General features: G+C 70.7%; 23 protein-coding genes. 18 read left to right on the top strand and 5 right to left on the bottom strand.

The window, feature by feature from the left end; all coding sequences use genetic code 11:
- Positions 1-47: 47 nt before the first annotated feature.
- Positions 48-1010: a UDP-glucose 4-epimerase GalE gene (gene galE / locus AB0H21_RS33590; RefSeq protein ID WP_358524908.1), complete on the bottom strand. Its 963-nt coding sequence runs from the start codon at positions 1008-1010 to the stop codon at positions 48-50.
- Between the two features lie 154 nt (positions 1011-1164).
- On the opposite strand from galE, the gene AB0H21_RS33585 reads away from it, so the two are divergent.
- The 3 genes from AB0H21_RS33585 (at position 1165) to AB0H21_RS33575 (ending at position 4635) form a co-directional block, all read left to right on the top strand.
- On the top strand, positions 1165-2478 hold the full coding sequence (locus tag AB0H21_RS33585) for a hemolysin family protein (RefSeq protein ID WP_358524906.1): 1314 nt from the start codon (positions 1165-1167) through the stop codon (positions 2476-2478).
- An 84-nt stretch (positions 2479-2562) separates the two neighbouring features.
- Positions 2563-3567, top strand: a complete 1005-nt coding sequence (gene trpS / locus AB0H21_RS33580; RefSeq protein ID WP_358524903.1) for a tryptophan--tRNA ligase — start codon at positions 2563-2565, stop codon at positions 3565-3567.
- Positions 3568-3693: 126 nt separating this feature from the next.
- Positions 3694-4635, top strand: coding sequence for a YihY/virulence factor BrkB family protein (locus AB0H21_RS33575; RefSeq protein WP_358524901.1), 942 nt, complete (start codon positions 3694-3696; stop codon positions 4633-4635).
- 7 nt (positions 4636-4642) lie between these two features.
- Here the strand turns inward: AB0H21_RS33575 and AB0H21_RS33570 are convergent, their stop codons facing one another.
- Entirely contained in the window at positions 4643-5782 is a 1140-nt protein-coding gene (locus tag AB0H21_RS33570; protein WP_358524898.1) for a D-alanyl-D-alanine carboxypeptidase, read from the bottom strand.
- Between the two features lie 110 nt (positions 5783-5892).
- Between AB0H21_RS33570 and AB0H21_RS33565 the strand changes: the two genes are divergently transcribed.
- The 9 genes from AB0H21_RS33565 (at position 5893) to AB0H21_RS33525 (ending at position 16239) form a co-directional block, all read left to right on the top strand.
- On the top strand, positions 5893-6105 hold the full coding sequence (locus tag AB0H21_RS33565) for a hypothetical protein (RefSeq protein WP_358524896.1): 213 nt from the start codon (positions 5893-5895) through the stop codon (positions 6103-6105).
- 191 nt (positions 6106-6296) lie between these two features.
- Entirely contained in the window at positions 6297-7478 is a 1182-nt protein-coding gene (locus AB0H21_RS33560) for a glutamate--cysteine ligase (protein WP_358524893.1), read from the top strand.
- Positions 7465-8700 carry a M20 family metallopeptidase gene (locus AB0H21_RS33555; protein WP_358524890.1) on the top strand — a complete coding sequence of 412 codons (1236 nt, stop codon included), beginning with the start codon at positions 7465-7467 and terminating at the stop codon, positions 8698-8700. Before AB0H21_RS33560 ends, AB0H21_RS33555 begins: the two co-directional genes overlap by 14 nt.
- Positions 8701-8920: 220 nt before the next feature.
- On the top strand, positions 8921-9997 hold the full coding sequence (locus AB0H21_RS33550; protein ID WP_358524887.1) for a BMP family ABC transporter substrate-binding protein: 1077 nt from the start codon (positions 8921-8923) through the stop codon (positions 9995-9997).
- A gap of 302 nt (positions 9998-10299) precedes the next feature.
- Positions 10300-11934: an ABC transporter ATP-binding protein gene (locus AB0H21_RS33545; protein WP_358524884.1), complete on the top strand. Its 1635-nt coding sequence runs from the start codon at positions 10300-10302 to the stop codon at positions 11932-11934.
- Positions 11931-13124 carry an ABC transporter permease gene (locus AB0H21_RS33540; protein WP_358524881.1) on the top strand — a complete coding sequence of 398 codons (1194 nt, stop codon included), beginning with the start codon at positions 11931-11933 and terminating at the stop codon, positions 13122-13124. The genes AB0H21_RS33545 and AB0H21_RS33540 overlap by 4 nt, the downstream gene beginning before the upstream one ends.
- Positions 13121-14389, top strand: coding sequence for an ABC transporter permease (locus tag AB0H21_RS33535; RefSeq protein ID WP_358524879.1), 1269 nt, complete (start codon positions 13121-13123; stop codon positions 14387-14389). Before AB0H21_RS33540 ends, AB0H21_RS33535 begins: the two co-directional genes overlap by 4 nt.
- Before the next feature lie 34 nt (positions 14390-14423).
- A complete protein-coding gene (locus AB0H21_RS33530) occupies positions 14424-14837 on the top strand; it encodes a cytidine deaminase (RefSeq protein ID WP_358524877.1) in 414 nt (137 codons plus the stop codon).
- A 124-nt stretch (positions 14838-14961) separates the two neighbouring features.
- The gene (locus AB0H21_RS33525; RefSeq protein WP_358524874.1) at positions 14962-16239 is read left to right on the top strand and encodes a thymidine phosphorylase; all 1278 of its coding nucleotides are present in this window, start codon (positions 14962-14964) and stop codon (positions 16237-16239) included.
- Positions 16240-16420: 181 nt separating this feature from the next.
- Here the strand turns inward: AB0H21_RS33525 and AB0H21_RS33520 are convergent, their stop codons facing one another.
- Positions 16421-16813, bottom strand: coding sequence for a MarR family transcriptional regulator (locus AB0H21_RS33520; RefSeq protein WP_358524873.1), 393 nt, complete (start codon positions 16811-16813; stop codon positions 16421-16423).
- 86 nt (positions 16814-16899) lie between these two features.
- On the opposite strand from AB0H21_RS33520, the gene AB0H21_RS33515 reads away from it, so the two are divergent.
- The 5 genes from AB0H21_RS33515 (at position 16900) to AB0H21_RS33495 (ending at position 21671) form a co-directional block, all read left to right on the top strand.
- Complete coding sequence (locus AB0H21_RS33515; protein ID WP_358524871.1) at positions 16900-18345, top strand: MFS transporter; 1446 nt, start codon at positions 16900-16902, stop codon at positions 18343-18345.
- A gap of 303 nt (positions 18346-18648) precedes the next feature.
- Positions 18649-19335: a hypothetical protein gene (locus tag AB0H21_RS33510; protein ID WP_358524868.1), complete on the top strand. Its 687-nt coding sequence runs from the start codon at positions 18649-18651 to the stop codon at positions 19333-19335.
- A 48-nt stretch (positions 19336-19383) separates the two neighbouring features.
- The gene (locus AB0H21_RS33505; RefSeq protein ID WP_358524866.1) at positions 19384-19737 is read left to right on the top strand and encodes a cupin; all 354 of its coding nucleotides are present in this window, start codon (positions 19384-19386) and stop codon (positions 19735-19737) included.
- A 96-nt stretch (positions 19738-19833) separates the two neighbouring features.
- The gene (locus AB0H21_RS33500; RefSeq protein WP_358524865.1) at positions 19834-20913 is read left to right on the top strand and encodes an adenosine deaminase; all 1080 of its coding nucleotides are present in this window, start codon (positions 19834-19836) and stop codon (positions 20911-20913) included.
- Positions 20914-21047: 134 nt separating this feature from the next.
- A complete protein-coding gene (locus tag AB0H21_RS33495) occupies positions 21048-21671 on the top strand; it encodes a hypothetical protein (RefSeq protein WP_358524863.1) in 624 nt (207 codons plus the stop codon).
- Between the two features lie 82 nt (positions 21672-21753).
- Here AB0H21_RS33495 and AB0H21_RS33490 read toward each other — a convergent pair whose 3' ends face one another.
- A complete protein-coding gene (locus tag AB0H21_RS33490; RefSeq protein WP_358524860.1) occupies positions 21754-23385 on the bottom strand; it encodes a phospho-sugar mutase in 1632 nt (543 codons plus the stop codon).
- 99 nt (positions 23386-23484) lie between these two features.
- Positions 23485-24288, bottom strand: coding sequence for a purine-nucleoside phosphorylase (locus AB0H21_RS33485; protein ID WP_358524981.1), 804 nt, complete (start codon positions 24286-24288; stop codon positions 23485-23487).
- Between the two features lie 238 nt (positions 24289-24526).
- Between AB0H21_RS33485 and AB0H21_RS33480 the strand changes: the two genes are divergently transcribed.
- Positions 24527-25048 (top strand): RDD family protein, encoded by a 522-nt coding sequence (locus AB0H21_RS33480; RefSeq protein ID WP_358524858.1) that lies wholly within the window; start codon positions 24527-24529, stop codon positions 25046-25048.
- Positions 25049-25099 lie beyond the last annotated feature (51 nt).

Below are 25099 nucleotides of genomic sequence, written 5' to 3'. Positions count from 1 at the left end.
GCCACCGGTGACCCCGGTGCCCTGGACGGCGGCGGGTAGCCCGCGTGTCAGCGGGTGAGGGCGGCCCAGGCGTCGGCGACGATGGTGCGCAGGCCGGTGTGCTCGGCCTCCCAGCCCAGCTCGCGCCGGATGCGCTCGGAGGACGCCACCAGCACGGCCGGGTCGCCGGGACGGCGCTCGGCGAACTCGGCGGGGATCGCGTGCCCGGTCACCTCACGGCAGACCTCCAGCACCTCCCGTACCGAGAAGCCCGTGCCGCTGCCCAGGTTGTAGATGGCGTGCGCGCCGGGACGGCAGGCGTCCAGGGCCAGCAGGTGGGCCCGCGCGAGGTCGGTGATGTGGATGTAGTCCCGCACGCAGGTGCCGTCCGGGGTGGGGTAGTCGGTGCCGAAGACGCTCACCGAGGGGCGGCGGCCGAGCGCGACGGCGAGCACGTTCGGGATGAGGTGGGTCTCGACGGTGTGCCGCTCGGCGTACACGCGCCCGTCGGCGGCGGTGTGGGCGCCGGCCACGTTGAAGTAGCGCAGGCTGACGGCGCCGAGGTCGTGCAGGCCCGCGTACGCGGTGAGGGCCGTGTCGACCGCCAGCTTGGAGGCGCCGTAGGGGTTGGTGGGACGGGTGGGGTCGGTCTCGACGATGGGTGTGCTCTCGGGCTCGCCGTAGGTCGCCGCGGTGGAGGAGAAGACGATGCGCCGCACCCCGTTCTCGCGCATGGCGTCCAGGAGGGCCAGCGCGCCGCCGAGGTTGCCCTCCCAGTACAGGCCGGGCTTCTGGACCGATTCGCCGACCAGCGAGCGCGCGGCGAAGTGCAGCACGCCGTCGAAGGCCGGGGAGAGCGCCTTGCCCGCCTCGGTGATCGAGCCCTCGACGAAGGACGCGCCCGGGGGGACCGCGTCGGCGTGACCGGTGGAGAGGTCGTCAAGGACGGTAACCTCGTGACCGGCCTCGACGAGCTGGGCGGCCACGGCGCTTCCGATGTAGCCCGCGCCCCCGGTGACGAGCAACTTCACGTGACTGTTCCTTCCCGTTCGATTGTGTTTGATGTTGTTTGAAAGTGTAGGGCCTTTGCCCCGCTTATGCACCTCCGGACACGAGCGGCAGGCGCTTCAACAGGTACGCTGACAGATCATCGTGTGAGTCTCGTGTGAACGGACATCGATCGACGTGCACAACGTCGCGGCTAATATCGTCCTCGTCCTGGTCTTCGTACTGATCGGCGGGTTCTTCGCGGCGGCCGAGATGGCCATGGTCTCGCTGCGCGAGAGCCAGGTCCGCAGGCTGGCGGACGAGGGGCGGCGCGGCTCGCGCGTCGCCAAGCTGGCCCGTGATCCCAACCGTTTCCTGTCCGCCGTGCAGATCGGCATGACCGTGGCCACCGTGCTGTCCGCCGCCGTCGGCGCGGACACCCTCGCGGGCCAGCTCCAACCGCTCCTGACCGGATCCTGGCTGCCCGCGCCCACCGCGCGCCCGCTGTCACTGGTCGTGGTGACCCTCGCCATCTCCTACGTCACCCTCGTGCTCGGCGAGCTCGCCCCCAAACGCCTGGCCCGCCAGCGCGCCGAAGGGCTGTCCCTGCTGGTGGCGCCCCTCCTCGACCGCATGGCCGCGCTGTCCCGGCCGGTGATCTGGGTGCTGTCCAAGTCGACCGACGGCGTCGTGCGCCTGCTCGGCGGCAACCCCCACGCCGACCGCGCCGCGATGACGACCGAGGAACTGCGCGACATGGTCGTCGGCCACCAGGAGCTCACCAAGGACGAGCGCGACCTCATCGACGAGGTCTTCACCGCCGGCAAGCGCCACCTGCGCGAGGTGATGCTGCCGCGCACCGAGGTGGAGTTCATGGCCGCCGACACGCCGCTCGCCGAGGCGGCGATCCTGGCCGCGGCCATGCCGCACTCCCGCTTCCCCGTCTACCGCGACTCCTACGATGACATCGTCGGGTTCGTCCACGTCCGCGACCTGCTGGACCCGGTGCTCACCGGGCGCATCGAACCGATCAGCGAGCTGGTGCCCATCCGGCCGGTCAAGCTGCTGCCCGCCAGCAAGCGGGTGCTGGCCACGCTCACCGAGATGCGCGACGACGGGCAGCACCTGGCCATCGTCGTGGACGAGTACGGCGGCACGGCCGGCATCGTCACCATGGAGGACCTGGTCGAGCAGCTCACCGGCGACATCCGCGACGAGTACGACACCGACGGGCAGTCCGTGCGCCTGGTGGCGGGCGAGATCGAGATCGAGGGCCTGACCAACCTGGACGACTTCGCGGGCGAGACCGGCATCCGGCTGCAGGAAGGGCCGTACGAGACGCTCGGCGGCTACATCATGGCCGCGCTCGGCCACCTGCCCGGGTTGGGGGAGCGGGTGGAGGGGCCCGGATACACGTTGGTCGTCACCGAGATGGACGGCCGCCGGGTGGCCCGGGTGCGGGTGATCAGGCGGATGGGCCCGCCCGAGCCGCCGGAGACCGCCGACGACTGAGGGGCGCCGGGACGGGCGGGTCCGCCGACGGCTGAGGGGCGCCGCGTCACACAGCGCCCCCGGATCCTGACACAATTGTGTGCTATGGCCAGACCTCGTGTTCTCTCCGGCATCCAGCCCACCGCCGACTCGTTCCACCTCGGCAACTTCCTCGGCGCCGTGCGCCAGTGGGTCGGCATGCAGGAGACCCACGACAACTTCATCTTCATCGCCGACCTGCACGCGATCACGGTGCACCCGGCGCCCGCCGAGCTGCGGCGCCGCACCCGCGTCTCGGCCGCCCAGCTCTTCGCCGCCGGCATCGACCCCGAGCGCAGCACGCTGTTCGTACAGAGCCACATCCGCGAGCACAGCGAGCTGGCGTGGATCCTCATCTGCCAGACCGGCATGGGCGAGGCCGCCCGCATGACGCAGTTCAAGGACAAGGCGGCCAAGTTCGGCGAGAGCTCCGCCGGGGTGGGCCTGTTCACCTACCCGATCCTCCAGGCGGCCGACATCCTGATCTACCAGGCCGACCAGGTGCCGGTGGGCGCGGACCAGAAGCAGCACGTCGAGCTCACCCGCGACCTCGCGCAGCGCTTCAACAACCGGTACGGCGAGACGTTCACCGTCCCGGAGCCCTACATCGTGAAGGAGGTCGAGCGCATCGCCGACCTCCAGGATCCGCTGGCCAAGATGTCCAAGTCGTCCTCCAGCCCGCAGGGCATCCTGGACGTCCTGGAGGAGCCGGGCCCGCTGCGCAAGAAGATCATGCGCGCGGTGACCGACACCGGCTCGGAGGTCGTCGCCGACGAAGAGAACAAGCCGGGCGTCACCAACCTGCTGCGCATCCAGTCCGTGCTGACCGGCACGCCGATCGCCGACCTCGAGAAGCGCTACGAGGGCCAGGGCTACGGCACGTTCAAGAAGGACGTCGCCGAGGTCGTCATCGACGCCTTCGCGCCGATCCGCGAGCGCACCGAGAAGCTCCTGGCGGACGAGGCCGAGCTCGACCGGCTGCTCGCCGTCGGCGCCCGCCGCGCCTCGGCGATCGCGCGCCAGACCATGGAGGCCGTCCGCGAGCGCGTGGGGTTCCTCCCCCAGCTCTGAGCCGCCTTTCCCGACCTTCGTGACGTTCTTGGACAGCAACGTCATGAAGGTCAGGGGCGGGGTTTCTTCCCCGTCCGATGACCGTGCCTGTCCGCATACCGTACGCCTGCTGGGTAGGTGGCCAGGATGGGGAGCGTGTGGGCCGGGCTCATGCGGCGCGTCGAGGCCGTCAAAGAGTGGGGCAGGATCCGGACCGAGCTGTCCCGCGTCCGCTGGCCCTGGCTCGACCATCTGATCCGCACGTTCCACCGCTACCAGAGCCTGCGGGGCGACCGGCTGGCGGGCGCGGTCACGTACTTCGCGTTCCTGTCGTTCTTCCCGCTCATGGCGCTGGCCTTCGCCGTGTTCGGGTACTTCTTCGCGGTCAACCCGGACGCGCTGAACACCCTGGAGGCCGCGATCAACCGGCAGCTTCCCGGGCTGGCCGGACAGCTCCAGATCAAACAGCTCGCCGAGGCCCGCGCCGGGGCGGGCGTCATCGGCCTGCTGGGCCTGGCCTACGCGGGCATCGGGGCCGTGGACGCGCTGCGCGACGCCCTGCACGAGATCTGCGTGAGCTGCGAGCCGCCGATGAACTGGTTCGTGGCCCGGCTGCGCGATCTGGCGGGCCTCGTGATGATCGGCCTCACGCTCGTGCTGTCGGTGCTGGTCGGCGGCTTCACCGCGCAGGCCACGGGGACGGTCCTCGGCTGGTTCGGGGCGCAGGACTCGCTGCTCGGGACCGTGCTGGTGCGGGCCGCCGGTGTGCTGATCAGCGTCGGCGCGGACATGCTGGTCTTCCTGATCATCCTGTGCTGGCTGGCCAGGATCCGCCAGCCGTGGCGGTACCTGCTCGAGGGCGCGCTGCTCGGCGCGATCGGGTTCGGCGTGCTGAAGCAGGTCGCGACGCTCCTGCTCTCGCACACCCTGTCCAACCCGATCTACGGCGCGTTCGCCGTGGTCGTCGGCCTGCTCATCTGGATCAACCTGTCGGCGCGCTGGGCGCTGTACGTCGCGGCGTGGACGTCCACCGCCGGCGGTGCGCCGCCGCCCGAGCCCACCCCGGCCCCGGTCAGTGGGTACGAGTGACCGAACCTCAGGGGGTCAGGCTCTCGTCGCCGGTACGGGCGGGCGGCCCGCCCGGCCGGGAGCGCCGGCGCACGCCGTACACGACCCAGGCGGCGCCGCCGAGCAGCCCGACCGCGACCACCAGGGCCCCGATGCCCACGACCGGCGAGTCGTGCGCCAACTCGACGGGCTTGGCGGCGGGCGCCGGGGTCACCTTTGCGGGGCCGCCGACGGGCTTGGTGGGCTTGACCTTCGGGACGGGGGCGACCAGCGTGCCGACGGGCTGCACCTTGCCGCGGGCGGCGAAGCCCCAGTCGAGCAGCTCCTGCACCTCGTTCCAGAACGACCCCTCGTGGCGCATGACCGAGACGATGATCGTGTGGCCGTCGCGGCGGGCGGCGCCGACGAAGCTGCCGAGCGCCTTGGTCGTGTAGCCGTTCTTGACCCCGATCATGCCGGGGTACTTGCCGAGCAGCTTGTTGTGGTTGGCGATCTCGTAGTGCTTGCCCTCGGGCGCGGGGAACTTGGCGATCTTGGTGCCGACGTACTCGCGGAAGTCGGCGCTGGCGAGCCCCGCGCGGGCGATCAGGGCCAGGTCGTAGGCCGAGCTGCTCTGGCCGGGCTGGTCCAGGCCGTTCGGCGTCTTGGCGACGGTGTCGAGGGCCTGGAGCCGCTTGGCCTCGGCGTTCATGTCGGTGAGGGTGCGCGCGAGGCCGCCGTTGGCCTCGGCGAGCGCCACGGCGGCGTCGTTGCCGGAGACCATCATCAGCGCGCGGAGCAGGTCGTGCACCTTGTAGATCTTGTTCGGGGTGAGGCCGACGGCGCTTCCCTCGATGTTGCACGCGTCCTGGCTCGGCTTGATGATCTTGTTCTTGTCCAGGCGGGGGATGAGGGTGACGGCTGTGAGGATCTTCAGGGTGCTGGCGGGCGCGTGCCGTCCATGGGGGTCCTTGGCGGCGAGGATCTCGCCGGTGTCGGCGTCGGCGACCAGGAAGGAGGACGCCTCGCTCTTGGGCAGTGGCTTGGCGCCCGCGCCGATCACGATGCCGCGCTGTCCCAGCATGGCGCCGCCGATGGGCGTGCCGTCGTCGGACGCGGCGCGCGCGTGGGCCGGGGTGACGAACGCGAGTCCCCCGATGAGCGTGGTCGCTACTGCTACGTGCTTCATCCCCATAGGGAACTCACTGTAGCTTTGTCGCTTTTCGCATGGGGCAAGACACGACAAAGATCGCGAAGGTGCTGGTCAGGAAGCGTGGCGGTACCATGAAGGAGGTGAAGATGACCCGACGCGTCGCCGCGTTCCTCCTGGCCCTGGCCGCATTCATGGTCTTCGAGTGGATCAACCTCGGCTTCAACCTGGCCGACGGCCACCCCACGGCCTTCTACGTGGTGCACGGCATTCTGATCGCGGTGAATCTGATCCTGGCCCTGGTGGTCGCGGCCCTCGGCTGGCGTGCCTGGCGTGCCGCCGGACGTGAACGCGGCATATAAGCCCTCCTGCGCGGGCAGAGATGGTTAACGACCATTTTGCGGTTGACCATGCTTGCATGGGTGCCGTCTCCGCTTTGGTAGCCGACGCCCGGAAAACCGCAAGTGACGGAGTACTGGGGTAACCCTACGGGTTGGCCGATTCCGCTGCGTAGCGGAAACTCGGCCTGAGACCATTGCCTTGGAGGCGTGCCGTGACAATCGAGTTCAATCCATCGCGCGGCCCGACGCTGGGCGTCGAATGGGAACTCCAGCTTGTCGACAGGCGCACGAGACGCCTCCGCCAGGACGCCCGCCAGGTACTCGAGGCGATCCCCGAGTTGAGCGAGAGCCCCCGGCCCAAGGTGATGCACGAGCTGATGCAGTCCCAGCTCGAGATCATCACCGACGTCTGCCACACCGCGTCGGAGGCCGTCGAGGACCTCCGGCGGACGATCGAGCGCGTGCGCCAGGTCGTCGAGCCGCGGGGGATGTCCCTCGCCTGCACCGGCACGCACGCCATCAGCGACTGGCGCGACGCGGTCTACGCACCGGTCCAGAGGTACGCAGAGCTGGTCGAAGAGATGCAGTGGCTGGCATGGAGGATCCAAACATTTGGCGTACACGTCCACGTCGGGGTGCGGGAAAGGGATAAAGTCATCCCCATCGTCAACGCACTTGCGGCCTACCTGCCGCATTTCCTCGCGCTGACGGCCTCCAGCCCGTACTGGGGTGGCCAAGACACCGGGCTCGCCTCCAGCAGGGCCATCGTCTTCGGCGCGCTGCCCACCGCCGGGCCGCCACAGATGCTGGCCGACTGGGCGGAGTTCGAAGAGTACATGGACACCCTGAAGCGCGCGGGGACCATCAAAAGCATCAAAGAGGTGTGGTGGGATATCCGGCCACACCCTGACTTCGGCACGATTGAGATTCGAATGTTCGACGGTATACCGACGCTCCGAGAGGTCGGGATGGTGACGGCGTTGTCGCAGTGTCTGATCCAGCAGTTCGATCAGCAGCTCGACCGGGGCTACCGCCTGCCGCACCCCGCTCCGTGGGTCGTGCGCGACAACAAGTGGCGCGCCACCCGCTATGGCCTGGACGCCACGGTCATCACCGACGACAACGGCACCACCGCGCCCGTCCGCGACATGCTGTACGAGCTGACGCGCGAGCTGGCGCCGATGTCCGAGCGGCTGGGCTGTGCCGACGAACTCGCCGTCGTGTCAGACGTGCTGGAGCAGGGCAACTCCTGCGAGCGCCAGCGCGCGATTCTTTCCGGAGGCGGCACTCTTGACGACATCGTGGACGCCACGCTCGTCGAGCTCGCGGAGGACCGCTTCGTCACCACCAATCTGAGGATGTCGAACGGGGCGATCGGCCATGCTGGCACGTGATCTACGGGGGGAGCTCGACGCTTTCCTGAGGGTCCATGAGGGCCCTCTCATAGATTTCCGGCGCGACCTTCACGCTCACCCCGAGCTCGGGTTCGTCGAGTACCGCACCACCGAGCGCATCGCGGAGCGGCTCACCGAGGTCGGCCTGACGCCGGTGACGCTGCCGCGGGGCACCGGCCTGATCTGCGACATCGGCAGCGGCGACGGTCCCACCGTCGCGCTGCGCGCCGACATCGACGCGCTACCCCTCCCGGACGAGAAGGACGTCCCCTACCGCTCGACGGTCCCCGGCGTCTGCCACGCCTGCGGCCACGACGTCCACACCGCCATCGTCCTCGGCACCGGCCTGTTCCTCGCCGGGCAGGCGGCGGCCGGGCTGCTCCCCGGGCGGGTCCGCCTGATCTTCCAGCCCGCCGAGGAGGTCATGCCCGGCGGTGCGCTGCGCGTGCTGGAGGCCGGGGGCATCAACGGCGTCGACCGCATCTTCGGCCTGCACTGCGACCCCCGGCTGGAGGTCGGGCGGCTCGGCCTGCGCGTCGGCCCGATCACCGGCGCCTGCGACAAGGTCAGCGTCCGGGTCGCCGGCCCCGGCGGCCACACCGCCCGCCCCCACCTCACCGCCGACCTGGTCTTCGCCCTCGCCAAGATCGTCACCGAGCTGCCCGCCGCGCTGAGCCGGCGTGTCGACCCCCGCGTGTCGCTGTCGCTGGTCTGGGGACGGGTGCAGGCCGGCTCGGTCGCCAACGCCATCCCCGACGACGGCGTGGCCGAGGGCACGATCCGCTGCCTGGACGAGCAGGCGTGGCACGAGGCCCCCGACCTGTTCAAGTCCCTGCTGGACTCGGTGGCCATCGCCTACGGCGTCGAGGCCGAGATGAACTACATCCGCGGCGTCCCCCCCACCATCAACGAGGCGACCAGCGTCCACATGCTGCGTGACGCCGCGGGCCAGGTGCTCGGCCCCGACGCCGCCGTCCCCACCCCCCAGTCGCTCGGCGGCGAGGACTTCGGGTGGTACCTGGAGTCGGTCCCCGGCGCGTACGCCCGGCTCGGCGTGCGCACGCCCGGCGACACCCGCCGCATCGACATCCACCAGGGCACCTTCGACGTCGACGAGAAGTGCATCGGCGTCGGCGTGAGCGTGCTGGCCGCAACCGCGCTCACCGCGCTGTGGGACGGTGCCCGCGCGCCCGCCGAGGCCGCCGAGCCCGTCACCGCCTGAGCCCGGCCAGGTCCACCGGGGGCCCGTATACGGCGCCCCCGGTGCGTGATCGCGTGGTTTCGCAGGTCACAGGGCGGACTGAGCTGCATAACGGACCTATTTCGGACCCGGGCTGCGGTTTGGTCAACACCGGGCGAACAACTATCTTCCGTGCAGGGTTGCCGTGCGTTCCTTCGCGCGTGCACACGAGTTGGACGGCGAAGACACGGAAGGAGTCACCTTGCTCCGCGATCACGCAAGCAAGTTGGCCGCCACGGCGGCGGCGGGGGCCATGCTCATGGCCGTCGCGGCCTGCGGTGGCAGCAGCGACACCGGCACGGACACCGCGACGCCCGGGACGTCGAGCGCGGCGAGCTCGGCCCCCGCGGCCGGGGGCCCCAAGGTCGGCCTGGCGTACGACATCGGCGGCCGGGGCGACCAGTCGTTCAACGACGCCGCCGCGGCGGGCCTGGAGAAGGGCAAGGCCGAGCTCAAGATCTCTGAGACCAAGGAGCTCGAGGCCAGCCCCGGCGAGACGGGCGCGCAGAAGGAGCAGCGCCTGCGCCTGCTCGCCCAGACCGGGCACAACCCGATCATCGCGGTGGGCTTCGCCTACTCCGACGCGATCAAGAAGGTCGCCGGCGAGTTCCCCGACACCAAGTTCGCGATCATCGACGACGCCGCGGCCGGGCCGAACATCTCCAACCTGGTCTTCGCCGAGAACGAGGGCTCCTTCCTGGTCGGCGCGGCCGCGGCCCTGAAGTCCAAGAAGGGCCACATCGGCTTCGTCGGCGGCGTCCAGGTGCCGCTGATCAAGAAGTTCGAGGTCGGCTACACCAAGGGCGCCCAGGCCGTGAAGCCGGACATCAAGGTCGACGTCAAGTACCTCACCCAGCCGCCGGACTTCGGTGGCTTCAACGACCCGGCCAAGGGCAAGACCGCGGCGCAGGGCATGTACGACGCCGGCGCCGACGTCGTCTACCAGGCGGCCGGCGGCTCGGGCGGCGGCGTCTTCGAGGCCGCCAAGGCGGCCGGCGCCAAGGCCATCGGCGTCGACTCCGACCAGGCGCTCACGGCCGACCCGAGCGTGCGCGACGTCATCATGACCTCCATGCTCAAGAAGGTCGACGTCGCGGTGTTCGACTTCCTCAAGAGCTTCGTGGACGGCACGGTCAAGGCCGGCGCGACCACCTACGACCTCAAGGCGGGCGGCGTCGACTACTCGACCACCGGCGGCCAGGTCGACGACATCAAGGCCAAGCTCGACGAGTACAAGCAGAAGATCGTCAACGGCGAGATCACGGTTCCCTCCCAGTGACGCGCTGAACGAGCCAGGGGGCCCGGTGGCCGTACTACCGGGCCCCCTCGGCTACCGTCGGTACCGCCCGCCCGGGGGTCGTGTCCGTCCACAAGGCGAGCCGGTGCTCCAGGAGGCCTCCCCATACGCCCGCGTGCCCGGCCGCGGCCTTGAGACGCTCACGTGGTCGGGCCCGATCCCGCCTGTTCCGCCCCGCACCCCCGTGCTCCGCCCCAGTTACCGCCCAGTACCGCCCTAGTACCGCCGACCAGGCCGACCGGCACGCTCACGAGGCCCATCCGTCCGCCAACGAGGCCATCCGCATGGAGGAGGCCGCCATCAGCACCTCGACTTCTTCGGCCAGCACCGCCGATCCCGGCATCGAGCTCGCCGTCGAGCTGGAGGGGATCACCAAGAGGTTCCCCGGCGTGGTCGCCAACCGCGACATCCGCCTCAGCGTCCGGCGCGGGCACGTTCACGCCATCGTCGGCGAGAACGGCGCCGGCAAGTCCACGCTCATGAAGATCCTTTACGGCATGCAGCGGCCGGACGAGGGGGAGATCCGCGTCAACGGGTCGCCGGTCCACTTCCGCACGCCGACCGACGCCATCGCCGCCGGGATCGGCATGGTGCACCAGCACTTCATGCTGGCGGACAACCTCACCGTCCTCGAGAACATCATCCTCGGCAGCGAGCCGCGCAGGTTCGGCGGCGCCATCGACTTCGCCGCGGCCCGCCGCAAGATCAAAGAGATCTCCGACGCCTACGGCCTCGGCGTCACCCCCGACGCGCTCGTCGAGGACCTCGGCGTCGGCGCGCGGCAGCGGGTGGAGATCCTCAAGGTGCTCTACCGGGGCGCCCGCATCCTCATCCTGGACGAGCCCACCGCCGTGCTGGTGCCCCAGGAGGTCGACGAGCTGTTCGACAACCTCCGCGGCCTGGTCCGCGAGGGCCTCACCATCATCTTCATCTCCCACAAGCTGGACGAGGTGCTCTCGGTCGCCGACGCCATCACGGTGATCAGGCGCGGCACCACCGTCGCCGGCGTCAGCCCCAAGGACGTCACGGCGCGGCGGCTGGCCGAACTCATGGTGGGCAGCGAACTGCCGAGCCCCGAGACCCGCGAGTCCACCGTCACCCCCGACGTCGCGCTGGCCGTACGCGGCCTGACCGTGCGCGGGGACGGCGGGCGGCCGATCGTGGACGACGTCTCCTTCGAGATCCACAAGGGCGAGGTGCTCGGCATCGCCGGCGTCGAGGGCAACGGCCAGGCCGAACTCGTCGAGGCCATCATGGGCATGCGCCCGGCCGAGGGCGTCATCACGCTGGGCGACCAGGACATCTCCGCCTGGTCCACGCTGCGCAGGCGCGAGGGCGGCATCGGCTACATCCCCGAGGACCGCCACCGGCACGGCCTGCTGCTGGATGCCCCGCTGTGGGAGAACCGCATCCTCGGCCACCAGACCCGCAAGCCCAACGTCAAGGGGCCCTGGATCGACCGGGCCGGCGCCCGGGCCGACACCCAGCGGATCGTCGACTCCTACGACGTCCGCACCCCGGGCATCGACGTCATCGCCGCCGCCCTGTCCGGCGGCAACCAGCAGAAACTGATCGTCGGGCGGGAGATGAGCGGCGACCCCGTCGTCCTCATCGCCAGCCACCCCACGCGCGGCGTGGACGTCGGCGCACAGGCCGCCATCTGGGACCACCTGCGGGCCGCGCGCGCTGCCGGGCTCGCCGTCCTGCTCATCTCGGCCGACCTGGACGAGCTGATCGGCCTGTCGGACTCCCTGAAGGTGATCCTGCGCGGGCGCATGGTGGCCGACGTCGACCCCGCCGACGTCACCCCCGAACGGCTCGGCTCGGCCATGACCGGCGCCGGGGCGGGCGGCGACCGCGACACACCCGCCCCCGAGCAGCTCGGCCCGGCCGCGACCGGCGCCGGGGAGGAAGCATGAGTTCGTCCTTCACCGACCGTTTGCTCGGCAAGGTCAGGCTCGGCGGCCTGCTGGCGCTCGCCGCCCCGCTCCTCGCCATCGTGTTCGCCGGCGTCATCACCTCGATCATCCTGGCGCTCACCGGCAACCCGCCGCTGGAGACGCTGCGGCTGCTGGTGGACTACGGCGCGCAGTCCCGCACGATCGTCAACATCATCAACCTGGCCACGACGTACTACATCTCCGCGCTCGCCGTCGCCGTGGGCTTCAGGATGAACCTGTTCAACATCGGCGTCGACGGCCAGTACCGGCTGGCGGCACTGATCGCGGCGGCCGTCGGCGGCGCGCTGGTGCTCCCGGCCCCGCTGCACGTCGGCGTCACCATCCTGGTCGCCGTGGCCGTCGGCGGCCTGTGGGCGTCCATCGCCGGGCTGCTCAAGGTCACCCGCGGCGTCAGCGAGGTCATCTCCACGATCATGCTGAACGCCATCGCGACCGGCGTCGGCGCCTGGCTGCTCACCACCGACCGGCTCGCCGTGGCCGTGTCCGGCAGCAACAACATCGGCACCAAGCCGATCCCGCCGTCCGGCCAGTTCCCCGGGTTCGCCCTCATCCCCGGCACCCAGGCCAAGGTCTTCGGGTTCGTCGTCGTCGCGGCCCTGCTCGGCGTCGCCTACTACGTGCTGTTCAACTGGACCCGCTTCGGCTTCGACATGCGCGCCACCGGCCGCTCGGAGTCGGCCGCGGTCGCGAGCGGCGTCAGCGTCAAGAAGATGGTGCTCGTCACGATGATCATCTCGGGCGCGGCGGCCGGGCTCGTGGGCATGCCGCAGCTGCTCGGCGCGTCCTACAGCTACAGCCTGGACTTCCCGACCGGGCTCGGCTTCACCGGCATCGCCATCGCCCTGCTCGGACGCAACAACCCGGTCGGCATCGCGATCGGCGCGCTGCTGTGGAGCTTCCTCGACAACTCCTCGGACATCCTCGACCTGGAGGGCATCCCCAAGGAGATCGTGATCATCATGCAGGGCACGATCGTGCTCTCGGTCATCATCGCCTACGAGCTGGTCCACCGATACCGCACGACCGCCGAGCAGCACCGGGTGAGCCGCCAGCTCTCCGCGGAGCCCTCCTCCACGCCCGGCTCCGGCTCCGGCTCCGCGTCCCGCTCCGAGTCCGACTCCGCGTCCGAGGAAGGAGCGAAGGCGTGACCACCGTCTCCGATGCCCCCGCGACGGCCCCGGCAGCCCCCGGCGCCCGCCGCCTCCGCAAGAACTGGCAGATCCTCCTGCTCGGCCTGCTCGCCCTGCTGGTCATGATGTCCATCGCCCGCGTCGTGACCGGCGCAAACGACATCACCTCCGGCGGCACGATCGGCGCCGCCGTAGGCCTCGCCGTGCCCATCGGCCTCGCCGCGCTCGGCGGCCTGTGGTCCGAGCGGTCCGGCGTGGTCAACATCGGCCTCGAAGGCATGATGATCCTCGGCACCTGGTGCGGCGCCTGGGGAGCCATCACCTTCGGCACGTGGGGCGGCGTGCTCGCCGGCGCCATCGGCGGAGCGCTCGGCGGCCTGCTGCACGCCGTGGTGACCGTCACCTTCGGCGTCGACCACATCATCTCCGGCGTCGCCATCAACATCCTCGGCCTCGGCGCCACCCAGTACCTCTCCAAGCTGGTCTTCACCGGCATGAAGGGCGGCGGAGAGACCCAGTCGCCGCGCATCCCGGCGGTGGCCGACGTCAGCGTGCCCGGCATCGGCGGCCCCCTGCTGGACCTGGAGAACCGCCACCTGTTCCTGGTGTCGGACCTGGCCGGCGTGCTGCGCGGCATCACCCAGGACGTCTCGCTGTTCACCATCGTCGCCGTGCTGCTGGTGCCGATCAGCTTCTACGTGCTGTGGCGCACCGCGTTCGGGCTGCGGCTGCGCTCCTGCGGCGAGCGGCCGGTCGCGGCCGAGTCGCTGGGCGTCAACGTCTACTTCTACAAGTACGTCGCGGTCGTGATCTCCGGCGCGCTGGCCGGGCTCGGCGGCGCGTTCCTGTCGATGGTCGCCGCGGGCATCTACCGCGAGGGCCAGACCGGCGGCCGTGGCTTCATCGGCCTGGCGGCCATGATCTTCGGCAACTGGCGTCCCGGAGGGCTCGCCGGCGGCGCGCTGCTGTTCGGCTACACCGACGCGTTGCAACTGCGCCAGGGCGGCACGTCCGTCCACGCCCTGCTGCTGGTGGTGGCGATCATGCTCGCGGGCTTCGCCGTCTACCAGCTCGTCCGGCAGAACCGCACCCGGGCCGCGCTGATCACCGCCGTCTTCGCGGTCGCGGTGTTCGCCGTGTTCGCGATGACCGACACGGTGCCCGAGCAGTTCACCTCGTTCACCCCCCACCTGACCACGCTGCTCGTGCTGTCGCTGGCCTCCCAGCGGCTGCGCATGCCGGCGGCGGACGGCGTGCCGTACCGCAAGGGCCAGGCCAAGTGACCTGCCGCGTGCGCGTGAAACCCGGAGGGATAACGTGAGCGACGTGACACCGGACGAAATCGACTGGGACGCGCTGCGCGAGCGGGCCACCGACGCCATGGCGGGTGCCTACGCGCCGTACTCCAAGTTCCCGGTCGGCGCCGCCGCGCTCGTGGACGACGGGCGCGTGGTGACCGGCTGCAACGTCGAGAACGCCTCCTACGGCCTCGGCCTGTGCGCCGAGTGCGGACTGGTCTCCGCGCTGCACGCCTCGGGCGGTGGGCGGCTCGTGGCGTTCACCTGCGTGGACGGCCACGGCGAGCTGCTCATGCCCTGCGGGCGCTGCCGCCAGCTCCTGTTCGAGCACGGCGGGCCAGAACTGCTCGTGGAGACCCCTGAGGGGCCGTGGAGGCTGGCCGATCTGCTGCCGTTCGCCTTCGGCCCCGACGACCTCTCGCGCGGCGCCTGACCCGCCCCGTTCGGGGGTCCTGGGCGTGCCGCCTGGGTGCCCCGCCCTTGATGTCTTGCGGCGGGTATCTCGTCCGATATCCGCCTTTCCACCACCGTTCACCGTTCCGGGGAGTCAGGAGTCCATGGACGCGATCGACGTCATCGTCACCAAGCGGGACGGCCGCGCGCTCTCGGCCGAGCAGATCGCGTGGGTGGTCGACGCCTACACGCGCGGCGAGGTGGCAGACGAGCAGATGTCCGCGCTCGCCATGGCCATCCTGCTCAACGGCATGGAGCGGGAGGAGATCGGCCGGTGGACCGAGGCCATGATCCGCTCCGGCTCCCGCATGGACTGGTCGGGGCTCGACCGGCCGACCACCGACAAGCACTCGACCGGCGGCGTCGGCGACAAGATCACGCTGCCGCTGGCCCCGCTGGTCGCCGCCTGCGGCGCGTACGTCCCCCAGCTCTCCGGGCGCGGCCTCGGACACACCGGCGGCACCCTGGACAAGCTGGAGTCCATCCCCGGCTGGCGGGCGTCCCTGTCCAACGACGAGATGCTTGGCGTCCTCCGCGAGGCCGGCGCGGTCGTGTGCGCGGCCGGAGACGGGCTCGCCCCCGCCGACAAGAAGCTGTACGCGCTGCGCGACGTCACCGGCACCGTCGAGTCGATCCCGCTGATCGCCTCGTCCATCATGTCCAAGAAGATCGCCGAGGGTACGGGCGCGCTCGTGCTCGACGTCAAGGTCGGCTCGGGCGCGTTCATGAAGAACGTCCAGACGGCTCGCGAGCTGGCGCGCACAATGGTCGACCTCGGCACCGACCACGGCGTGGCGACGATCGCCCTGCTCACCGCCATGGACCGCCCGCTCGGCCTCGCCGTGGGCAACGCCCTGGAGGTCGAGGAGTCCGTCGAGGTGCTCGCGGGTGGTGGCCCGTCCGACGTGGTCGAGCTGACCGTGCGGCTCGCGCGCGAGATGCTCGCCGCCGCCGGAATGTCCGGCAAGGACCCGGAGACCGCCCTGAAGGACGGCTCCGCCATGGACGCCTGGCGCCGCATGATCACCGCCCAGGGCGGCGACCCGGACGCCGCGCTGCCGAAGGCCCCCGAGACCCACGAGGTCACGGCCCCCGCCTCCGGGGTCCTGGCCAGGCTCGACGCCTACGGGATCGGGCTGGCGGCGTGGCGGCTCGGCGCCGGCCGCGCCCGCAAGGAGGACGCGGTGTCCTTCGGCGCCGGCATCACCCTGCACGCCAAGCCCGGGGACACGGTCCACGAGGGCCGGCCCCTGATGACGCTGCACGCCGACGACGCCGGCCGTTTCGACCGCGCCCTCGCGGCCCTCAACGGCGCCTACGAGGTCGCCGACACCCCCGACCCGACCCTCCTGCCTCTGGTAATCGACCGCATCACCGCCTGACTATTTCCAATCCACTTCCAATCCACGACGGCGCGGGCGTTCCGGGCAGCCGAGGCCCGTTCCCCCGCCGTCGTGGTTGTTCACCGTGATCCCACCAACGTGCGCTAGAGCCCGAGTGTCCCTTTCGCTGAGCTCATCTCGCGGCCTCCCCGGCTCCGTTAGGTGCCGGAGAGTCGGCTGTTCAGGAGATCAGGGAGGGCTTGGTGGGGGTGAGGCTTTGGCTGAGGACGGTGCGGTGGGTGGGGAGGGCTTCGGCGTGGCGGAGGCGGCCGGCCTCGGTGATCTGGACGAACACCCCGCGACGGTCCTCGGCGCACATGTTGCGGCAGACGAGCCCGGCCTTCTCCAGGCGGGAGATCAGGCGTGACAGCGCGCTCTGGCTGAGGTGGATGGCGTCGGCGAGTTCCTGGACGCGGTACTTGCCGTGCTCGGACTCGGCCATGTGGTCGAGGGCCTCGAAGTCGCTCACGCCGAGCCCGTGCTTGTCGCCGAGCTCGCGCTCCAGCGCGCACCACGTCGTCGCGTGGCGGGCGAGCAGCTCGCGCCACGAGTTGACGACATCCGTGTCCTCCATGTCCGGACTATAGCATGCACGTTCATTAGATGCACGCGAATTAAATGCTTGTGCATTGAATGCATGCGCATGTAGTGTCCATCCTCATGACCACCACCTCACAAGAGCAGCGTTGGGACGCGCGCCTCTGGGGAGCGCTCACCGTGCTCTGCGCCGTCGTGTTCCTCGACGCCCTCGATGTCTCGATGGTCGGAGTGGCACTTCCGTCAATCCAGGCCGACCTCGGCCTCACCACCTCTTCCCTCCAGTGGGTCGTCAGCGGGTACGTCCTCGGATACGGCGGCCTGCTCCTCCTCGGCGGGCGCACCGCCGACCTGCTGGGCCGACGCCGCGTCTTCCTGACCGCGCTCGCCCTGTTCGCCGTCGCCTCGCTGCTCGGCGGCATCGTCGACAACGGCGGCCTCCTCATCGCCGCCCGTTTCGTCAAGGGCATCAGCGCCGCGTTCACCGCGCCCGCCGCGCTGTCCATCATCACCACCACGTTCCACGAGGGCCCGGCCCGCAACCGCGCGCTCAGCATCTTCACCGCCTGCGCCGCCAGTGGCTTCTCGCTCGGCCTCGTCCTGTCCGGCTTCCTCACCGAGCTCGGCTGGCGCTGGACGTTCCTCATGCCGGTGCCGGTCGCGATCATCACGCTGGTCGCGGGCTTCAAGCTTCTTCCCCGCCACTCCGGCGAGGAGCGGGCCACGGGCGGCTACGACCTCGTCGGCGCGGCCACCATCACCGGCTCGATGCTGCTGTTCGTCTACACCGTCGTCCAGGCGCCCGGAGCCGGCTGGTTCTCGGCCCGCACCCTGGGCGGCATCGCCGGCGCGGTGGCCCTGCTCGCCCTGTTCATCGTCGCCGAACTGCGCGTCAAGCACCCGCTCGTCCGCTTCGGCATCCTGCGCTCCGGCCCGCTCGTCCGGGCCAACCTAGGCCTGGTGATCCTCTTCGGGTCCTACGTCGGGTTCCAGTTCGTCGCCATGCAGTACTTCCAGAACCTCCTCGGATGGTCCGCCCTGCACACCGCGCTGGCGTTCCTGCCCGCCGGTCTGCTGGTCGCCGTCACCTCCACCAAGATGGGCGACCTCGCCGACCGGTTCGGCACCCCACGGCTGATCGCCCTCGGCTCGGCCGCCCTCGCCGGCGGGTACGCCATCTTCCTCGGCGCGGGGGACCACCCGAGCCTGGCGACGATGGTCATCCCCGGCATGGTGCTGCTGGGCATCGCCTTCGCGCTGACCTTCCCGTCGCTCAACATCCAGGCCACCGCGGGGGTGCCGGACGACGAGCAGGGGCTCGCCTCCGGGCTGCTCAACACCTCCGGCCAGGTCGGCGGCGCGCTCGTGCTGGCCATCGTGACCGCTGTGGCGACCGCCGACGGGGGCGCGGTCACCATGCCGGCCGTCCGGTCGTCGTTCGCCGTCTGCGCCGCGATCGCCCTGGTCGGGCTGGGCATCGCCCTCACCGGTCTCCTTCGCGCCCGTACGGCGGGTGCGGGGGCGAAGGACGTCACCGAGGAAGACGTGAAGGTCCTGGAGACCATCTGATCCGCAGCCCTTCCGCGGAACCGTAGAACCGAAAGAACGGGAGAGCCGAACAGCCCCTGGCGCCGCTCGCGTGCCGGGGGCTCCATGTTCGTTACAGGGCAGATCGGACACATTTTCGGGACCTGTGGCTAGGGGCCGAACGGGTGGGGCATTCTCGGCGTCAAAAGAAGTAGCGGGAACCGGCCGCGCACCCGGGGACCATCGCACGGGACCGTCCAGGTCACGGCGCCGGCGCGACGCCCGGGGCCGGCCGGGAGGACGGGCACCGTCCCAAGGACCGACCACCCCAGGAGGCCACAGGCCATGAGAAGCACCGCCGTCGCCGCAGCCCTCGTCCCGCTCGCCCTGCTCACGGCCTGTGGCGGCCAGTCGGGCGCGTCCCCGGAGACGACGGTCACCACGCCCGTCTCCGTCACCCCCTCGGCCCCGCCGCAGGAATCCCCAGTGACCCCGATGACCCCAGTGACGCCCGTGACCCCGGAGCCGACCGCGCCCGGCGCCCCGTCCCCGATCCCGTCCCCGATTCCGTCCCGCCGGCACACCGCCGCGACGCCCGACCTGCCGCCGCCCTCCGGCACCGGCCAGGTCGAGGTCAAGCGGTCGCCGCAGAGGCCGCCGCTGGTCAAGGGTGTCCGCTTCGCCGCGCACCAGGGGTTCGACCGGGTGGTCGTCGACCTGCAGGGGCCCCCGACGGGGTACCAAGTCCGCTGGGTCACCCAACTCCTCCAGGACGGCTCAGGCGACCCTGTAGAGGTCAAGGGCGGCGCGTACCTCCAGGTCGCGCTGACCCCGGCGAGCGCGCACACCGAGGACGGCAAGCCGACCTGGCAGAGGATCCAGAAGACCGGGCTGCCGAACGTGCGCGGCGTCGTGCGCACCGGCGATTTCGAGGGCACCGTCACCCTCGGGCTGGTGCTCGGCCACCGCGCCGGCTTCCGGGTGGACGAGCAGACGGCGCCGTACCGGCTCGTCATCGACGTCGCCCACTAGCTCGGACGCCGTGACCGGCGGCGGGGCGATGAGCTCTAGACTGGCCGCGTGGTGCGCAAAATAGCGGGGGCGACCCGCATCCCGGTGCCCGGCGGCAAGGTCATCGACGAGTATGTCGGACGCGTCAACAGCGGCGACGAGCAGGTGTCGATCGCCCGCATGAACGCCCCCGCGGGCTGGGAGGAACCCGCCCAGACCCCCGAGTTCACCGAATACACCCTCGTGCTGCGCGGCATGGTCGTCGTCGAGCACGAAGAGGGCGTGACCGAGGTGGGCGCGGGCGAGGCCTTCGTCAGCCTTCCCGGCGAGAAGATCCGCTACATCGCGGGCCCCGACGGCGCCGAGTACATCGCGGTGTGCGCCCCGGCCTTCTCTCCCGACACGGTGAACCGCGAAGAGTGACCGTCCCGCCGGACGTCAGGGAAAGTCATACGACGGCTCGGCGGACGTCACTCATCTGACGGCCGCAGGGCCGGGACCACTGTTTAAGATGTTCCGATGACCCACCAGCCGACTCTCGACGAGATCCGCAAGGCGCCCAAGGTACTGCTGCACGACCACCTCGACGGGGGCGTCCGGCCGCAGACCGTCATCGACCTGGCGCGTGAGGCGGGTTACGACGCGCTGCCCACCACCGACGTGGACGAGCTGCGCACCTGGTTCCGCGAGGCGTCCAACTCCGGGTCGCTGGAGCGCTACCTGGAGACGTTCGACCACACCGTCGGCGTCATGCAGACCAGGGACGCGCTGGTGCGGGTCGCCGCCGAGTGCGCCGAAGACCTGGCGAACGACGGCGTCGTGTACGCCGAGGTGCGCTACGCGCCGGAGCTGCACACCTCCGGCGGCCTCAGCCTGGACGAGGTCGTCGAGGCCGTGCTCGAAGGCTTCAAGATCGGCTCGGAGGGGCGCGACATCCGTGTCGGCGCGCTGCTCACGGCCATGCGCCACCAGGCCAGGTCCATGGAGATCGCCGAGCTGGCCGTGCGCTACCGCGATGTCGGCGTCGTCGGGTTCGACATCGCCGGCGCCGAGGCCGGGTTCCCGCCGACCCGCCACCTGGACGCGTTCGAGTACCTCCAGCGCGAGAACTCCCACTTCACGATCCACGCGGGGGAGGGCTTCGGGCTGCCCTCGATCTGGCAGGCGCTCCAGTGGTGCGGCGCCGACCGACTCGGCCACGGTGTGCGCATCATCGACGACATCCAGGTCGCCACGGACGGCACGCCCAAGCTCGGGCGCCTCGCCGCCTACGTCCGCGACAAGCGCATCCCGCTGGAGATGTGCCCGACGTCCAACCTGCAGACGGGCGCGGCGACGTCCCTGGCCGAGCACCCGATCGGCCTGCTGCGCCGCCTGTACTTCCGTGTCACCGTCAACACCGACAACCGGCTGATGAGCGACACGAGCGTGTCCAAGGAGTTCGCCAACCTCGTCGAGACCTTCGGGTACGGGTGGGACGACCTTCAGTGGTTCACCGTCAACGCGATGAAGTCGGCCTTCATCCCGTTCGACGAACGGCTCGCGCTCATCAACGGCGTCATCAAGCCCGGCTTCGCCCAGCTCAAGTGGCAGTCCTGACCGCCCCGCCGCAGACGTCCCGCGCCCCCCGCGGGAGCGTCGCGAACGCCGTGCCGGAGACGTTACGAGCACTGCGCCGCAGGCGTTAGCGTGGTGACCGCACGGTGAAGTGGAAAGGTGACGGTGAGCGAGCGGTGAAACCCCAGGTTTTCCGGTCCAAGACGGCCTGGTTTCTCGGCTGGGTGTGGATGGCGTTCGCCGCGTTCAACGGCGTCGACCTGATCCTCCACGGGCGCATCCCGTCGGCGATGGTGGCCGGCGCGGTGCTCGCCGTTCTCACCGCCGCCGTCTTCGTCGGCTGCCTGCGCCCGGGCATCCTCCCCCAGGAGGACGGAATCCTCGTGCGCAACCCGCTGCGCAACGTCTTCGTGCCGTGGAAGGCCGTCGACAACATCCACGTCTCGCACGCCATCATCATCGAGTCGGGCGACGGCGTCGTGCGCTGCTGGACCCCACAGGCGTCCGCCCGCGAGCGCGCCAAGGCCGTGCGGCGCGGCGCGGTGGCCACGCCCGCCAAGTCGTCGGGGCGCTATCCGTCCAGCACGCCGCAGATCTCGCGGTCCGAGGAGGCCGCGCTCAAGGCCATGGCGGGCCGCACCCACGCCGACTGGGTGGCCCAGCAGCTCACCGAAGAGGCCGAGAAGAAGTCCCGCGGCCCCGAGCCCGCTCGCCCGCTCACCACGACCTGGTCTCCCACGGCCCTGACCGCCCTCGCCGCCGCGCTGAGCTTCGTCATCGCCGCCCTCATCGTCGCCTGACCGTACGCACGGCCGGATCGTACGCACGGCCCGACCTTGCGTACGGCCTGATGGCCGTCCGGGAAGGCCGCCGTGCGCGCCGTCAGAGCGCGAGCGCCGCCGAGACAGCCGCCTTGAGGGAGGACAGCTCTTCGGCGGCCCGCGCCCGCGCGGACGCGACGTCGCGTTCGACCGGAGTGACGATCTCCAGGTAGCACTTGAGCTTCGGCTCGGTGCCCGACGGGCGGATCACCACGCGGGCATCGCCGGCGAGGCGGTAGCGCAGGCCGTCCGTGGGCGGCAGGCCGTCGATGCCCGCGCTCAGATCCTCGGCCGACAGCACCCTACGCCCGGCGAGTTCCTTCGGCGGGGCCGACCTCAGCCGGTCCATCGCGCCGGTGATGAGCGACAGGTCGTCCACGCGCACTGAAAGCTGTGTGGTCGCGTGAAGGCCGTACGTCTCGGCCTGCCGGTCGAGCAGGTCCAGCAGCGTGCGCCCGTCCCGCGCGGCCTCGGCCGCCATCGCGGCGATCGTCATCGCGGTCCCGATGCCGTCCTTGTCCCGCACCGGCAGCCCACGGTCCGAGCCGACGGTGTACCCGAGCGCCTCCTCGTACCCATAGACCAGCCCATCCCCGGCCTTCACGATCCACTTGAAGCCGGTGAGCGTCTCGGCGTGCCCCACTCCGTGCGCTTCGGCGATCCGGCCGAGCAGGGAGGACGACACGATCGAGGCGGCCACCAAGCGGCCTGGCCCCGACGTGCGCGCGATGACGTACTCGCCCAGCAGCCCGCCCACCTCGTCCCCGGTGAGCATGCGAAAGCCCCCCTCGGGGAGCGGCACGCCCACGGCGCAGCGGTCCGCGTCGGGGTCGTTGGCGATGATCAGGTCGGCCCCGGCCTTCTCGGCCAGCTCCAGAGACAGGTCCATCGCGCCGGGTTCCTCCGGGTTGGGGAACGCGACGGTGGGGAAGTCCGGGTCCGGGGTGAACTGCGCCTCGACGACGGCGGGCGCCGGGAACCCGGCCGAGGTGAACGCCCGCAGCAGGATCGCGCCGCCCACGCCGTGCATCGGCGTGTAGACGACGCGCAGGTCGCGGGCCTCGCCCAGCGGCAGCGCGGCGAGCGCGGCGATGTACGGCTCGACGATCGCCGCGTCGTCCAGCGTCCGCCACTCGCTCCCGAGCGGCAGCTCGTCGACCCGACCGACGGCGTCGATGGCGACCGAGATCTCCTCGTCCAGCGGGGGGACGATCTGCGAGCCGTCGCCCCAGTACACCTTGTACCCGTTGTCCCGGGGAGGGTTGTGCGAGGCGGTCACCATGACCCCGGCGTCCGCGTTCAGGTGCCGGACGGCGAAGGCGAGGACCGGGGTCGGCCAGTGGTCGGCCATCAGCGAGACGCGCAGGCCCGCGCCGGTGAGCACGGCCGCCGAGTCGCGGGCGAAGACGTTGGAGTTGTGCCGCGCGTCGTACCCGATGACGACGTGTTCGCCCGGCCCGAGCCGCCGGGCCAGACCGGCGGCGGCGCGCATGACGGTCACCCGGTTCATACGGTTGGGCCCGGCGCCGAGCTCGCCGCGCAGCCCGGCCGTACCGAACTCCAGCTTGGCCCCGAAGCGGTCCCGCAGCGCCGCCCGGTCGTCGTCGGCGAGGACGCGGCGGAGCTCCTCGCGCGTCTCCGGGTCCGGGTCCTGCGCCAGCCACTCCTGCGCGCGCCGCACGAGGTCACTCATCGCTTCTCGCTCCACGAAATTTCCGGGGTCCACGGACGTCTTCGCAGGTTCTCAGACGTCCGTGACGGTTCCCAGACGTCCTCAGAAGTCCACGGACGTCTAAAGCTTGTTGACGACCTTGGCCAGCAGCACGCCCATGCGGCTCGCGGTCGCGCGGCCCACCGCGAGGACCTCCTCGTGGTTGAGCGGCACGCCGACCAGCCCCGCGCCGGGGTTCGTCACCAGGGAGATGCCCAGCACCTCGGCCCCGCCCTCCCGCGCCGCGATCGCCTCCAGCACGGTGGACATGCCGACGATGTCCGCGCCGAGCGTGCGCACCATGCGGATCTCGGCCGGCGTCTCGTACGTCGGCCCGCGGAACGCGACGTACACCCCCTCGGCCAGCGACGGGTCGGCCTCGCGGGCCAGGTCGCGCAGCCGCCGGGAGTAGACCTCCGTCAGGTCGACGAAGGTCGCGCCGGTGATCGGGTTGGCCCCGGTGAGGTTGATGTGGTCGCTGATCAGAACGGGGTCGCCGACGTTCTGAACCTCCGGCCGCAGGCCCCCGGCGGCGTTGGTGAGCACGACCGTGCGCGCTCCGGCGGCCAGCGCGGTGCGCACGCCGTGCACGACCGGCTCGACGCCCTTGCCCTCGTACAGGTGGGTGCGACCCATCAGGACGAGGGCCTTGCGCCCGGACTCGGTGTCCACCGCCCGGATCGTCCCTGGATGACCGGCCACGGCGGGTGCGGCGAAACCGGGCAGGTCGGTCACGCGGTGCTCGGAGATCGTCCTGCCGAGGGCGTCGGCGGCCGGACCCCAGCCGGACCCGAGGACGAGGGCCACGTCGAACGAGTCGACCCCGGTGAGGTCCTTCAGCGCGGCCGCGGCTTCGGCGGCGCGGGAGTAGGCGTCTTTGCTCACGTTCACCGAGGCTACCGTGCAGCTCCGCTCCCATGTGACCTGGCCGCGCGCACGAAGATGCCATGGAGGTCGCGGGTCGCGCGGGGCACCGATCCAGCGGGCGAACGCTCAAGCACGCCGATGATGTGCGGCAGCCGAATCCATTACGCCATGAGGGCCGAGAGGGGTGACGGTTCGGCTGCGTAACAGGGCTGCATAAGGCCCTATTCAGGCTGATCACGTCTGGCAGACTGACCCGGTGACGTTACCCTACGAAGTGACGACAGGTCCGACGGTCGCTGCCAGGCGTTACCGCCTTCTCGCCATGCTGATCGACTGCGTCCCGCTCTTCTTCGTCAACCTGGCCCTGGGAAGCCTGCTGAACCCGCAGTGGTTCAACGCGACGACCGGCAACGGCTCGCTGTCGTCGTCGGGGGGCCTGCTGGGCCTGTTGTTCGTCAACCCGTTCAAGGACCCGTACTGGTTCTCGAACCTCGTGTTCGCCGCCGTGGCGGCCCTCTACTTCTGGTGGACGCACGCCCGCTGGGGTCAGACCCTCGGCAAGAAGATCTGCCGCATCAAAGTCGTCACCGTGGACGGCGAACCCCTGACCTCCCGCCAGTCCGCCCTCCGCGCCGTCTTCTACGCCGGCCAGGTGATGATCCCGTACCTCGGCATCCCCCTCGCCCTGGCCGACCAACTGACGATCGCCGCCTCCGAAAAAAGATGCCTCCACGACATCGTCACAGGAACCGTCGTCATCGACGTCCCACGCATGTAGCCGACGTCCACCTGAATCGCGCCGGATCACTTTCCGTTCGGCCTGGCCGAA

Origin of the sequence: Sphaerisporangium sp. NPDC051011, from assembly GCF_040653595.1 — a bacterium.
Taxonomy (GTDB): domain Bacteria; phylum Actinomycetota; class Actinomycetes; order Streptosporangiales; family Streptosporangiaceae; genus Sphaerisporangium.
The sequence above is the reverse complement of the archived record's forward strand: the minus strand, read 5'-3'. Positions and strand labels throughout refer to the sequence as shown.

Excerpts from the sequence above, each read along its gene's own strand:
- trpS (WP_358524903.1), top strand. The coding sequence starts at position 2,563 with ATGGCCAGACCTCGTGTTCTCTCCGGCATCCAGCCCACCGCCGACTCG.
- AB0H21_RS33575 (WP_358524901.1), top strand. The coding sequence starts at position 3,694 with ATGGGGAGCGTGTGGGCCGGGCTCATGCGGCGCGTCGAGGCCGTCAAA.
- AB0H21_RS33570 (WP_358524898.1), bottom strand. The coding sequence starts at position 5,782 with ATGAAGCACGTAGCAGTAGCGACCACGCTCATCGGGGGACTCGCGTTC.
- AB0H21_RS33565 (WP_358524896.1), top strand. The coding sequence starts at position 5,893 with ATGACCCGACGCGTCGCCGCGTTCCTCCTGGCCCTGGCCGCATTCATG.
- AB0H21_RS33555 (WP_358524890.1), top strand. The coding sequence starts at position 7,465 with ATGCTGGCACGTGATCTACGGGGGGAGCTCGACGCTTTCCTGAGGGTC.
- AB0H21_RS33545 (WP_358524884.1), top strand. The coding sequence starts at position 10,300 with ATGGAGGAGGCCGCCATCAGCACCTCGACTTCTTCGGCCAGCACCGCC.
- AB0H21_RS33540 (WP_358524881.1), top strand. The coding sequence starts at position 11,931 with ATGAGTTCGTCCTTCACCGACCGTTTGCTCGGCAAGGTCAGGCTCGGC.
- AB0H21_RS33525 (WP_358524874.1), top strand. The coding sequence starts at position 14,962 with ATGGACGCGATCGACGTCATCGTCACCAAGCGGGACGGCCGCGCGCTC.
- AB0H21_RS33520 (WP_358524873.1), bottom strand. The coding sequence starts at position 16,813 with ATGGAGGACACGGATGTCGTCAACTCGTGGCGCGAGCTGCTCGCCCGC.
- AB0H21_RS33515 (WP_358524871.1), top strand. The coding sequence starts at position 16,900 with ATGACCACCACCTCACAAGAGCAGCGTTGGGACGCGCGCCTCTGGGGA.
- AB0H21_RS33510 (WP_358524868.1), top strand. The coding sequence starts at position 18,649 with ATGAGAAGCACCGCCGTCGCCGCAGCCCTCGTCCCGCTCGCCCTGCTC.
- AB0H21_RS33500 (WP_358524865.1), top strand. The coding sequence starts at position 19,834 with ATGACCCACCAGCCGACTCTCGACGAGATCCGCAAGGCGCCCAAGGTA.
- AB0H21_RS33490 (WP_358524860.1), bottom strand. The coding sequence starts at position 23,385 with ATGAGTGACCTCGTGCGGCGCGCGCAGGAGTGGCTGGCGCAGGACCCG.